The organism is Idiomarina sp. PL1-037 (assembly GCF_034422975.1).
GTDB lineage: Bacteria > Pseudomonadota > Gammaproteobacteria > Enterobacterales > Alteromonadaceae > Idiomarina.
In genome coordinates, this window is the sequence record NZ_CP139873.1 from 1,400,267 (window position 1) to 1,412,775 (window position 12,509).

The window sequence follows — 12,509 nt, forward strand, 5'->3', positions numbered from 1 at the left end:
GTTTGGTTTAGCCGATGTTATTTATCGGCAGCACCGGGAACAATGTTGTTGGCATGCAAACCTTTAGGGCCTTCTTCGAGTTCAAACTCTACGGGTTGCCCCGCTTTAAGTGTGCGATAGCCTTCCATTTCAATGGTTGAATAGTGAGCGAAAATATCACCTTCGCGGTCCTCGCTTTCGATAAAGCCGAAGCCCTTCGAATTATTGAACCATTTGACTTTTCCGGTAGCCATACTTCTACATCCTTCTTCTGCAACAGATAGATAGTTTATTATTATTAGGTGCGGTGGCTTGAAAAATCGCCGATTTAGCACCATGTTTAACTCTAGGTGACGTGAGTGATTAGTCAAGCCCTAAAGTTTAAAAAGTAACCTAGATTGTTAATATTTTGGTTGTTTTTTTCTATTTTTTGCTAAATTTAAAACTATTATTATGGCAGGTTGTTAATAAATGAGTCAGTTTGATCACCAGCACCTTAGCGATACAGAGGAAAAGCAGGAGCTCAAGCCACCATCCATGTATAAGGTCATTATTAATAATGATGATTACACGCCTATGGATTTTGTGATTGAAGTATTGATGAGATTTTTTAAGATGGATCAGGAGCGCGCCACGGACACCATGTTACAGGTGCATTATAAAGGAAAGGCCGTTTGCGGTGTCTATTCTGCGGAAATCGCCGAAACTAAAGTAGTACAGGTAAATCAGTATGCCCGGGAAAATCAGCATCCATTATTGTGCACCATGGAGCAAGAATGATCCGGGTTGGCTGGTAAGGAGTGGTCTATGTTGAATAAAGCCCTTGAATTAACGCTAAACGATGCGTTTCGGCTAGCGCGCGAACGTAATCATGAATTGATGACAGTTGAACACTTGCTCATTGCATTACTGGATAACCCAGATGCGTCGGAAGCGCTTAGAGCTTGTGGGGCAAACTTTCAACAATTGAAAGAAGAACTGTTAAGTTATATTGATCGCAGTACGCCACTGTTTGGTCCCGAAGAAGAAAGTCCGGATACTCAACCTACGCTTGGTTTTCAGCGAGTTTTACAGCGCGCAGTATTTCATGTTCAGTCATCTGGTAACGCAGAGGTAACGGGCGCCAATGTATTGGTTGCCATTTTCAGTGAACAGGAATCTCAGGCCGTCTATTTGCTGAGTAAAAACGATATTACCCGACTGGACATCGTTAACTTCATTTCTCATGGTATTTCTCGTAGCGATGACGATGAACCTATGGATGAAGAAATGGCGGAAGAAGAAGCTGTTAAGGGTGGCGAGGAGCAGGAAAGCTATTTAAAACGCTTTTGTGCCAACCTGAATGTGCAAGCAAAGGAAGGCAAAATTGACCCGTTAATTGGCCGCGATTTTGAGCTGGAACGTTGCGCGCAAATTCTGTGTCGTCGTCGTAAGAATAATCCGTTGTTAGTGGGTGAAGCCGGTGTGGGTAAAACCGCTATCGCAGAAGGCCTGGCTTATCGCATTATTAAAGGTGAAGTACCAGAGATCCTCGAGGATGCCACCATCTATTCATTGGACATGGGCGACCTTCTGGCGGGCACGAAATATCGTGGTGACTTTGAAAAGCGCTTCAAAATGCTGTTGAAAGAGTTGCAGGAAAAAGAACATGCCATTCTGTTCATTGACGAAATTCACACAATTATTGGCGCCGGAGCCGCCAGCGGTGGCGTTTTAGATGCTTCTAACTTGATTAAGCCGTTGCTTTCAAGCGGGCAGCTTAAGTGTATTGGCTCCACTACTTACAATGAATTTAAGAACGTTTTTGAAAAAGACCGAGCGCTGGTTCGTCGTTTCCAGAAAGTGGATGTGGTTGAGCCCTCTGTTGAAGACACAACTAAAATATTGATGGGTCTTAAAGAACGTTACGAGAGCCACCATGGTATTCGTTACACGCAACCGGCTATTAAAGCGGCAGCAGAGCTTTCTGCTAAATACATTAATGAACGTCATTTGCCCGATAAAGCCATTGATGTAATGGACGAAGCCGGTGCTTCTCAGCGTTTATTGCCGCCTTCTAAGCGCCGTAAAACCGTGGGGGTCTCTGATATTGAAACCATTATCGCCAAGATAGCCCGTATTCCGGAGCAATCGGTTTCTCGGTCTGATCAAGACTTATTGAAGCAGCTCGATCGCAACTTGAAAATGGTGGTGTTTGGTCAGGATGAAGCGATTGATAAACTTACCGGTGCTATTCGCTTGTCGCGTTCAGGGCTTGCCAACGATAACCAGCCAATAGGTTCGTTTATTTTTGCCGGACCAACAGGTGTTGGTAAAACCGAGGTAACACAGCAACTGGCTAAAGCCATGGGCATTGAGCTGGTGCGCTTTGATATGTCGGAGTATATGGAGCGCCATGCGGTCAGCCGCCTAATTGGGGCACCTCCCGGTTATGTAGGATACGAGCAGGGCGGTTTGTTGACCGACGCTGTAATCAAGCAGCCACATTGCGTGTTGCTGTTGGATGAGCTGGAGAAAGCCCACAGCGATGTGTTTAACATTCTGTTGCAGGTGATGGATAACGGCACCCTAACCGACAATAACGGCCGTAAAGCTGACTTCCGTAACGTAATTATTGTTATGACAACCAACGCGGGTGTTCGTGAAACTGTGCGTAAGTCTATTGGCTTTAAGCAGCAGGATCACAGCTTCGATGCGTTGGCTGAAATTAATAATATTTTCACACCGGAGTTTCGCAACCGTCTGGATGGTATTGTCTGGTTTAACCATCTTTCACCGGAAGTACTGGAACAGGTTGTCGATAAATTTATTTGTGAACTGCAGGCTCAGTTAGATAAAAAAGGCGTATCGCTCGAGGTTGACCCTTCTGCTCATGCCTGGATTGCAGAAAAAGGCTATGACAAAGAAATGGGTGCGCGCCCAATGAGTCGGGTTATTCAGGAACACCTGAAGAAAACCTTAGCCAACGAAATTCTGTTCGGGAAACTGGCCAGTGGTGGTAGTGTTAAAGTGACTGCTGATGGCATGGACGGACTGCAGTTTGATTACGACAGCAAAAATGAAACCGTCGAAAGTTAATACGTCTTCGGCATAAATGAAAAAACCGGCTCATTAAATGGAGCCGGTTTTTTTTAATCCTCAGTGCGGATTAACGTGCGCGGAAGACGATGCGGCCTTTGGTCAGGTCGTAAGGAGTTAACTGCACAGTCACGGTATCGCCGGTCAGGATGCGGATATAGTGCTTACGCATTTTTCCTGAGATATGGGCAGTAACTACGTGACCATTTTCCAATTCTACTCGGAACATAGTGTTAGGAAGGGTGTCAAGAACCGTTCCTTGCATCTCAATACTGTCTTCTTTCGCCATTAAAATCCTCTAATCTTTGTTTTGAGCTTTAAGTGTGTGCGATTTTAGCTCTTTTTTCCAATGATTGCCAACCAGTCGTTCATATGGGGCAAATCGAGTTTTATAATTCATCTTTTTACAGTCATCAATTTGGTAACCCAAATAGAGTCTGGCAACTTCCCGCTCCTGAGCCAGCCGAATCATTTCTAATACAGCGAAGGTGCCCGGCGAACGCTTTTCCTCATCGGGATGGAAAAAGGTATAGACCGCGGACATTGCCTCAGCAGTGCGATCAACTACCGAAACTATCATTAATTCATTGCTGGCATTGCGCCATTCTAATAACTCGGGAGTTAACCAGTCACAATCTACCCAGCTCCAGAATTTGTCCGGGTCGGGTGGGTACATTTCCCCATCCGCGTGTCGTTGCTCAATAAACTGTGAAAACAATTGACTGTATTCAGATTTCGGCTGCTGCTTAACCTGCAGTGTTAAGTCGTCATTCTTTTTTAGAATTCGTTTTTGGTTTTTACTAAAGCGAAACTCGGGCACGACCACACGAAGCGACTGACAAGCAGTACAAAGCCGGCAGTGAGGACGGTACACGTCATTATGGCTGCGCCGGAAGCCGTATTGCATGAGTTGCTGATAGGCGTCTGCATTAAGGCTTTCGAGTTCATTAGGCAGGGCAACAACGAGTCGCTCTTCCTGGTCGGTTAAATAGTGGCACTGGCTTTCTTTCGTCACACCAAATTGCACTACAGTTCTCCAGAGTGAGAAAGCTCACGAGCTTGCCAAAAAATATCCGGCATCTCTCTTTGCTGTGCAATATTGAGTTTCATTAAAAAGCGTTCCCGATGAAGGTTAACAGCACCTAATGAAAATAAATGCGGATTTCCTACCTGACAATCGATTAGCTGGCCGCCATGCTTTTTAAAATATTGAGCGAAACGTAACAAGGCTATTTTTGACGCGTCGGTTTTGTAGTGAAACATACTTTCGCCACAAAAAGCACGGCCTACTGAAATACCGTACAAACCGCCTGCGAGTTCATTGTCGAACCAAATTTCGACGGAATGGGCGTGACCTGACTGATGAAGCTTACAATAAGCTTCAATCATTTCTTCCGTGATCCAGGTACCTTCTTTATCCGCGCGTTCGTCTGCGCAGGCGCGAACCACTTCAGCAAAATTGCAATTGATGCTCATTTGCCAGTTTGGCTTACGATTGGTCTTAGCTAAAGATCGGCTAGTATGGATTTGGTCGGGGAAGAATACGGCTCTGGGGTTAGGGGACCACCACAAAATTGGATCATTTTCCGAAAACCAGGGAAATATACCTTGTTGATAGGCGTGTATCAGCCGAGCCGGCGATAAATCTCCACCGACAGCGAGTAGCCCATTGGGCTCATGCAAAGCTGTCGCTGCGGGTGGAAAGCTTATTGATGCCGGATCAAGCTGAACAATCACGTTAAAAGACTAAGACTTAGTCAGTGCGTCTAAGTAACGCTCGGCATCCAATGCGGCCATACAGCCCGTGCCGGCAGAGGTAATTGCCTGACGGTAAATGTGATCCATTACGTCACCGGCCGCAAAAACGCCTGGAACGCTGGTTGCTGTTGCATTACCCTGAAGCCCGGTCTGCACCTGAATGTAGCCGTCCTGCATCTCTAACTGACCGTCAAAAATACCGGTGTTAGGTTGGTGGCCTATGGCAATAAAGCAGCCTGCTACTTCCAGATCTTTGGTACTGCCGTCTTGCGTGTCTTTAATGCGAACGCCAGTAACACCGGCGTCGTCACCCAGAACTTCATCTAAGGTCTTGTTCAGATGAAAGGTAACGTTACCGTTTTTCTCTTTTTCATGCAGGCGGTCAACCAAGATTTTCTCCGCACGGAAAGTGTCGCGACGGTGAATAACATGTACTTCGCTGGCAATGTTTGACAGGTAAAGCGCTTCTTCAACTGCGGTGTTACCGCCGCCGACTACGCAAACTTTTTGCTTTTTGTAGAAAAATCCGTCACACGTTGCACAAGCTGAAACGCCTTTACCCATAAAAGCTTCTTCTGAGTCTAAACCTAAGTATTTAGCCGATGCGCCAGTGCTGATAATGACTGAGTCCGCGGTATACTCACCAACGTCACCTTTTAACTGAAAAGGGCGCTTAGAAAAATCGACGCTGCTAATATGGTCGAACACAATTTCGGTATCAAAGCGTTCAGCGTGCTTTTGCATACGGACCATAAGGTCCGGTCCGGTTAAACCTTCGGCGTCGCCCGGCCAGTTCTCAACATCGGTTGTGGTGGTTAACTGACCACCTTGTTGCATACCCGTTACCATAACAGGATTCAAATTAGCGCGTGCAGCATAGACTGCAGCTGTATAGCCAGCAGGACCTGATCCGAGAATAAGTAACTTGCAGTGTTTGGCTTCAGCCATTAGGAAAACTCCATTAATTCGTTTTTGATTGTTCGTTATTTAGCTATGGGGGTTGATTGTAGGGTTTACAAGCTTAGCGAACAAGAACTGCCAATAAAAAAGCCCGCAAACTTTTGTTCACGGGCTTGTTCAGAACAACCTGGTAATTATGCTTGCAGCGCTTCGCGTGGGTCCTGGTAATCCAGACCTAACTGCTGACCAAGGTCATCGTGAATAGCTTTGTAGGTAATTTTACCTTTGTGCATATTTAGGCCACGTAACAGGTGCTCGTTTTCGAGCATGGCTTTCACGCCTTTGTTAGCCAGAGCAATACCATACGGCAAGGTTGCATTATTCAGTGCAATAGTTGATGTGCGGGCAACACCGCCCGGCATGTTCGCTACACAGTAGTGGACCACATCATCAATAATGTAAACAGGGTCCTGATGTGTAGTTGCTTTTGATGTTTCAAAGCAGCCGCCCTGATCAATTGCAACGTCAACCAATACTGAGCCCGGCTTCATATTGCTGATGTTTTCACGAGTCAGCAGTTTAGGTGCCGCTGCGCCCGGAATAAGAACCGCACCAACCACTAAGTCGGCTTCACGAGAGTATTTATCGATGGCATCAACGGTTGAGTAAACCGTTTGTACGCGACCAGCGAAAATATCATCTAATTCACGTAAACGAGGCAGAGAACGATCTAAAATAGTGACCTCAGCACCCAGGCCAATAGCCATTTTCGCCGCGTTAGTACCCACAACGCCACCGCCAATAATCAGTACTTTGCCCGGTGCCACACCCGGAACGCCACCTAATAAGGTGCCACTGCCACCGTGTGCTTTTTCTAAATAGTGAGCGCCTGCCTGAATTGACATACGACCGGCAACTTCACTCATAGGTGCTAAAAGAGGCAAACCGTTACGGTTATCAGTGACCGTTTCGTAAGCAATAGCAGTACAACCCGCTTTACCCAGTAGCTCAGTTTGGGTTGGGTCTGGTGCTAAATGAAGGAAAGTATAAAGAATTTGGCCTTCGCGAAGCATTTTACATTCGTTTGGCTGAGGTTCTTTTACTTTAACAATCATATCGGCGCGCTGAAAAATCTCTTCTGGTGTATCAATAATAGTTGCGCCAGCTTCCATGTATTGCTCGTTTGTGAAACCAATTGCTGCGCCACCGTTGTTTTCAATAATGACGTCATGCCCATTTTCCACATATTCACGCACAGCTGCCGGAGTTAAGCCGATACGGTATTCGTGGTTTTTAATCTCTTTTGGTACACCAATTAACATTATCTGCCTCTTGCATTTTCGTGTTTAAGGGGGAATTATTTGGCGCAAATTATAGACGCAAACGATAGTGCATGACTTACTTTTTTTAAGTTATTTTTTGGTGTGATATACTAATTATTATTGATTATTTAGGGATTTATTATGTTTAATGCCGAGCAGCCAGCGGAAGTCACTATTGATAAAACCGACAGAAAGATCCTGCGGTTTTTGCAGGATGATGGGCGCATGTCGAACGTTGAACTGGCAAGGCGTGTCGGGCTTAGTCAAACGGCGTGTTTGGAGCGTGTGCGAAAGCTCGAACGAGAGCAGGTTATAGAAAGTTATCATGCCCGGATTAACCCTGCGAAGTTAGGTGCAAACCTGATGGTTTTCGTTGAAATTACCTTAACCCGAACCTCAGCCGACGCTTTTGCCGAATTTAGTGAGGCTGCACGTAAAACCGACGAAATTCTTGAATGTCATTTAGTGGCGGGTGACTTCGACTTTCTGATAAAAGCCCGGGTTCCGGATATGCGCGCTTACCGCAAATTATTAGGCGAAACCCTGTTAATGATGCCGGGGGTTGATGAATCACGAACCTATGTGGTTATGGAAGAGGTTAAACAAGAAAATAAAGTATTAGTAAAGGGGTAACATTGGGGCTGATATTCGCTACAATCATGCGGATAAAATTTATCTCGATATTTTATCTTAATAAGAATACCAACGAAGGCGCTGCAATAAGATAATGACAGGTGTACAAAGAGTTTTAGAAGCAGGGTTGCTGATAAGTGGTGCGCTGGCCATTTTCATTTTTTTGTCATTGGTGAGCTTTAATCCCGCTGATCCCAGCTGGTCACAGACGGGTTATGAAGGAAGCATCCATAATACCGGCGGTGCCGTAGGTGCCTGGATGGCAGATGTATTCTTGTTTGCTTTTGGTTTTGTTGCCTACCTTATTCCTTTCGGCTTTGTCGGCCTGGGCTACTTATTGTTCCGCAAAACTTACCATTTATTGGAAATGGATTACCTTGCGGTCAGTTTGCGCATGATAGGCGCTATGCTCGCGCTTATTGGTGCATCCGCACTGTCCTCTATTAACTTCGATGATATTTATTACTTTTCCGCCGGTGGGGTTATCGGCGATGTGATTGCGGCGTCTCTACTTCCTTATCTGAACTTCGTCGGGACGACACTGCTGTTACTGACTTTTTTCTTTACCGGAATAACCTTAGTGACTGGAATAAGCTGGTTGCAGGTGGCAGATAAACTCGGTGAGTGGGTTATCGATGGGGCTTTGTGGTTAACCGAAAAAGTTAGAGTTCTGTGGCAAAGTCGCGGAAGTTCGGAAGCGGAAGATAAAGAAGACCACTCAAAAACTTATGATGACAGCGAGCGTGAGCAGACTTTTGAAGAAAAGAAACCGACAACGCTCAGTAGCGACTTATTCGGGGCTGACAAACAAGAGCCTGTTCTGAGTCTACCATCAATGAGCTCGGTTGATGAAGACGATGACATAGACAACGATGCGCCTAAATTTAGCAAACAGGCAGCTGCGAAAAAAGACACACCTAAGAAGCCGGTTGCCGCGCCGTCTTCGTCAGAACTCCCTGCGGAAGAGGAACCGCAATCAGAAGCTAATTCAGGCGAGGGGGAGTCACTTTCGCCGCTGCCGTCAATAGAGCTTCTGGATAGACCGAATAAAAAAGAGCATCCAGTAACCCAGGAAGAACTGGATCAGGTATCACGAACGGTCGAGACAGTGCTGAAAGATTTTGGCGTGGATGTTCGGGTGGCGCACGTTGAACCGGGTCCTGTTATTACCCGTTTTGAGCTCGACTTAGCGCCGGGCGTTAAAGTGTCCAGAATTTCGAATTTAGCAAAAGATATTGCCCGTACCTTGTCGGCGGTTGCAGTACGTGTGGTAGAGGTAATTCCGGGTAAGTCATACGTTGGTTTGGAGCTGCCGAATAAACACCGCGAAATTGTGCAGTTAAGCGAAGTGATTAATAGTGACCAGTTCACTAATAGCAGTTCGCCACTAACGATGATTCTGGGTAAAAATATTGCCGGCACGCCAATAGTTGCTGATTTGGGAAAAATGCCGCATTTACTGGTGGCGGGTACCACCGGCTCAGGTAAGTCTGTTGGTGTTAACGTGATGATTTTGAGCCTGCTATACAAAAGTACGCCTGAAGACGTTCGCCTTATTATGATAGACCCTAAAATGCTCGAGCTGTCGGTTTACGAGGGCATTCCGCACTTGTTGACCGAGGTTGTTACTGACATGAAAGATGCCGCCAATGCGCTGCGTTGGTGTGTCGGTGAAATGGAACGCCGTTACAAGCTAATGTCGTCTCTTGGTGTGCGTAACTTAAAAGGCTATAACGCGAAAGTTCAGGCGGCGAAAGACGCGGGCGAGCCACTTCGCGATCCTATCTGGAAGCCGGGCGACTCTATGGATGAGTTACCGCCGCTGCTGGAAAAATTACCGAATATTGTGGTGGTGATAGACGAATTTGCTGACATGATGATGATTGTCGGTAAAAAGGTCGAGGAATTGATTGCCCGTATTGCCCAAAAAGCGCGTGCAGCAGGCATTCATCTCATTTTGGCAACTCAGCGCCCATCGGTTGATGTTATCACGGGTTTAATTAAAGCGAACATTCCCACCCGAATTGCGTTCCAGGTATCTTCAAAAGTCGATTCGCGAACCATTCTTGACCAACCAGGAGCGGATCAATTGCTGGGGCAGGGCGATATGCTCTACTTACCGCCGGGTAGCGGTTCTCCCGTTCGTGTACATGGTGCTTTTGTCGATGATCATGAAGTTCATGCGGTGGTTAAAGACTGGAAGAAACGTGGTCGACCTAATTATCTGGAAGAAATTTTATCAGGTGATCAGGGCGAAGAAGCGCTGCTACCGGGTGAACAACAGGAATCTGATGATGCTGAATCTGACCCTTTGTACGACGAGGCTGTTGCCTTTGTTACTGAGACCCAGCGGGTATCAGTGTCGAGTGTACAGCGTAAATTCCGTATCGGTTATAACCGCGCCGCCCGTATTGTCGAACAAATGCAGGTGAGCGGTGTCGTAACCAGTGCAGGCAATAACGGTCAGCGCGAAGTGCTGGCTCCACGAGCTCCAAGGGACTAATTCATGAAAGCAGTTTTATTGGCTATGGTTATGGCCGTTTCGTTTAATGTGTTTGCTTCAGGCGATGAGCCAGACAAGCAGACTCTGCAAAGTTTACTGAAGAAAACTCAAAGCTTATCGGCAGAGTTTGAACAGCAAGTAAAAGATGAGCAAGGCGAAGTGCTACAAACACTAAGTGGCATATTAAAGCTAAAGCGACCGGCTAATTTGTATTGGCATACGAAAGAGCCGGATGAAAGCGTGATGGTCGCTAACGGCCAAAAGGTCTGGTACTACAATCCTTTTGTCGAGCAAGTGACTATTTATGCACAGCAGGACATGGTTGATGACAGCCCTTTGCTGCTGGTGTTGGACAGCAACGGTAATCAGTGGCAGAACTACAACGTCAGTTTTCGCGATAACCGCTACTTTGTTGAGCATGAAACGAATGGCAGCAAGCTGGAGTTAACATTTACCGATGAGAAGCTCACAGAGATAACCATGATTCAGGCTCAGGGCGAGCGGACTGAACTGATGTTGAATAATGTGGCGCTAAATGAAGCCATCAGCGACGAACAATTTATTTTTGACGTTCCCGCTGACGTCGACGTCGACGATCAAAGTTAATTGTTGTGACAGGCCTGGACTTAGATTTTCAACCCGATTTCAAGCCCCTTGCGGCGCGAATGCGTCCACGCTCGGTTGACGAGTATGTAGGTCAGCAGCATCTGCTTGCTCCGGGTAAGCCTTTGCGAGTAGCTGTAGAGCAGGGCCATTTACATTCAATGATTTTATGGGGGCCCCCGGGTACCGGCAAAACCACCTTAGCGGAACTTATTGCGACCCAGGCAAATGCTACAGTCAGCCGCATTAGTGCGGTAACTTCCGGTGTTAAAGACATTCGAAAAGCCATTGAAGAAGCGAAGTTGCTGGCTCAGCAGCAGGGGCGCCGCACCATTTTGTTTGTGGATGAAGTGCATCGTTTTAACAAAAGCCAGCAAGACGCTTTTTTGCCTCACATTGAAGACGGCACTATTGTCTTTATTGGCGCGACCACCGAGAACCCCGGCTTTGAGCTTAACAACGCACTGTTGTCGCGGGCGCGGGTTTACCGATTAAAAACACTGTCCAAAACGGATCTTGAACAGGCTCTGGAAAGCGCGTTAACAGACTCGGGACGGGGGCTTGGTCAACGTCAGTTGCAACTGCAAGGTGAAGCTCGGGCAAAACTTCTGGATTTAGCCGGTGGGGATGCGCGTCGCTTATTAAACTACCTTGAAGTGGTTGCTGATTTTGTTGAGAGCAGCAGCCAGCCAATTACACCAGAGTTGATCACTGCGGCTATTGGTGAAAAAGCCACGGCTTTTGATCATCAGGGTGACCATTACTACGATGTTCTATCCGCTTTCCATAAGTCTGTCAGAGGCTCGTCTCCCGACGGCGCTTTGTATTGGTATGCACGTTTATTAACCGGTGGAGGGGACGCTTTAGTCATTGCCCGCCGATTGCTGGCTATCGCCTCGGAAGACATAGGCAATGCTGACCCCCGAGCATTACAGTTGGCATTGAATGCCTGGGACACGTACCACAGAGTGGGGCCGGCAGAGGGGGAGCGTGCCATTGCTCAAGCGGTTATTTATTGCGCCTGTGCAGCGAAAAGCAATGCCGTTTATAATGCTTTTAAGAGCGCACTAAGAACCGCTAAAGAACACAGCGATGCGCCAGTGCCTGAACATTTGCGTAACGCACCAACTAAGGTGCACAAAGCTCAGGGATATGGTGCTGACTACCAGTACGCACATAATTACCCTAACGCTTACGTTCCTGGTGAACGTTACTTACCATCAGAAATAGCCGACACCCAATTTTATACGCCGGAGCCACGCGGTCTGGAAATAAAGTTGCAGGAAAAGCTCCGTTGGCTTCAGGATATGGACTCAAAGTCAGACTGGCACAGGGAGCCTGATGAATAACCTCCTTCTTCATTTCTTTTGCGTAGCCGCGGGTGGTGCAATAGGTGCATCGGCACGCTTTGCTATGGTTCTGGCTATGCAATCATTTGGGTTTCGGGCATTCCCTTTTGCCACGTTGACCGTTAACATAATAGGTTCATTTTTCTTAGGGTTGTTACTGGCTTACGCAGAGCAACAACCCGTTTCTGAAACCATTCGTTTATTTTTAGGGGTTGGTTTACTGGGGGCTTTTACAACCTTCTCGACATTTTCTGTCGAGGTTGTGGCCTTAGCCAGTCAGGGCGAGCTGTTTAAAGCCGCTCTGCACATTGCCTTTAATGTAATTATTTGTATTGCTGCTGTTTTCGCGGCAATGGTGTTGTACTCAACAACGGTTAAATAGGA

Annotated in this window: 13 protein-coding genes; 7 read left to right on the forward strand and 6 right to left on the reverse strand. The window is 46.8% G+C overall.

The genetic code is table 11. The features are described from left to right. Positions 1-17: 17 nt before the first annotated feature. Positions 18-233: a cold shock domain-containing protein CspD gene (gene cspD / locus U0358_RS06525; RefSeq protein ID WP_011233928.1), complete on the reverse strand. Its 216-nt coding sequence runs from the start codon at positions 231-233 to the stop codon at positions 18-20. A gap of 217 nt (positions 234-450) precedes the next feature. On the opposite strand from cspD, the gene clpS reads away from it, so the two are divergent. Both clpS and clpA read left to right on the forward strand, forming a co-directional pair. Next, entirely contained in the window at positions 451-759 is a 309-nt protein-coding gene (gene clpS / locus U0358_RS06530; protein WP_011233927.1) for an ATP-dependent Clp protease adapter ClpS, read from the forward strand. A 27-nt stretch (positions 760-786) separates the two neighbouring features. Further along, on the forward strand, positions 787-3,057 hold the full coding sequence (gene clpA / locus U0358_RS06535) for an ATP-dependent Clp protease ATP-binding subunit ClpA (RefSeq protein WP_322407438.1): 2,271 nt from the start codon (positions 787-789) through the stop codon (positions 3,055-3,057). Positions 3,058-3,127: 70 nt separating this feature from the next. Here clpA and infA read toward each other — a convergent pair whose 3' ends face one another. The 5 genes from infA to ald all read right to left on the reverse strand — a co-directional run bounded on the left by infA (position 3,128) and on the right by ald (position 7,037). Beyond that, entirely contained in the window at positions 3,128-3,346 is a 219-nt protein-coding gene (gene infA / locus U0358_RS06540) for a translation initiation factor IF-1 (protein ID WP_008489926.1), read from the reverse strand. Between the two features lie 9 nt (positions 3,347-3,355). Continuing rightward, positions 3,356-4,084 carry an arginyltransferase gene (locus U0358_RS06545; protein WP_317496823.1) on the reverse strand — a complete coding sequence of 243 codons (729 nt, stop codon included), beginning with the start codon at positions 4,082-4,084 and terminating at the stop codon, positions 3,356-3,358. Then, positions 4,084-4,794: a leucyl/phenylalanyl-tRNA--protein transferase gene (aat, locus tag U0358_RS06550; RefSeq protein ID WP_317496824.1), complete on the reverse strand. Its 711-nt coding sequence runs from the start codon at positions 4,792-4,794 to the stop codon at positions 4,084-4,086. The genes U0358_RS06545 and aat overlap by 1 nt, the downstream gene beginning before the upstream one ends. Positions 4,795-4,803: 9 nt before the next feature. Continuing rightward, a complete protein-coding gene (trxB, locus tag U0358_RS06555; protein ID WP_317496825.1) occupies positions 4,804-5,763 on the reverse strand; it encodes a thioredoxin-disulfide reductase in 960 nt (319 codons plus the stop codon). Between the two features lie 146 nt (positions 5,764-5,909). Continuing rightward, positions 5,910-7,037: an alanine dehydrogenase gene (gene ald, locus U0358_RS06560; RefSeq protein WP_317496826.1), complete on the reverse strand. Its 1,128-nt coding sequence runs from the start codon at positions 7,035-7,037 to the stop codon at positions 5,910-5,912. Between the two features lie 138 nt (positions 7,038-7,175). Here ald and lrp point away from each other — a divergent pair, with 138 nt between their 5' ends. The 5 genes from lrp (at position 7,176) to crcB (ending at position 12,507) form a co-directional block, all read left to right on the forward strand. Beyond that, a complete protein-coding gene (gene lrp / locus U0358_RS06565) occupies positions 7,176-7,670 on the forward strand; it encodes a leucine-responsive transcriptional regulator Lrp (protein WP_322407466.1) in 495 nt (164 codons plus the stop codon). Positions 7,671-7,764: 94 nt separating this feature from the next. Continuing rightward, positions 7,765-10,173 carry a DNA translocase FtsK gene (locus tag U0358_RS06570; RefSeq protein WP_322405717.1) on the forward strand — a complete coding sequence of 803 codons (2,409 nt, stop codon included), beginning with the start codon at positions 7,765-7,767 and terminating at the stop codon, positions 10,171-10,173. Between the two features lie 3 nt (positions 10,174-10,176). Next, a complete protein-coding gene (lolA, locus tag U0358_RS06575) occupies positions 10,177-10,779 on the forward strand; it encodes an outer membrane lipoprotein periplasmic chaperone LolA (protein WP_317496828.1) in 603 nt (200 codons plus the stop codon). 59 nt (positions 10,780-10,838) lie between these two features. After that, positions 10,839-12,125, forward strand: a complete 1,287-nt coding sequence (locus U0358_RS06580) for a replication-associated recombination protein A (protein ID WP_322405718.1) — start codon at positions 10,839-10,841, stop codon at positions 12,123-12,125. Next, positions 12,118-12,507, forward strand: a complete 390-nt coding sequence (gene crcB / locus U0358_RS06585) for a fluoride efflux transporter CrcB (RefSeq protein WP_322405719.1) — start codon at positions 12,118-12,120, stop codon at positions 12,505-12,507. Before U0358_RS06580 ends, crcB begins: the two co-directional genes overlap by 8 nt. Positions 12,508-12,509: the final 2 nt, after the last annotated feature.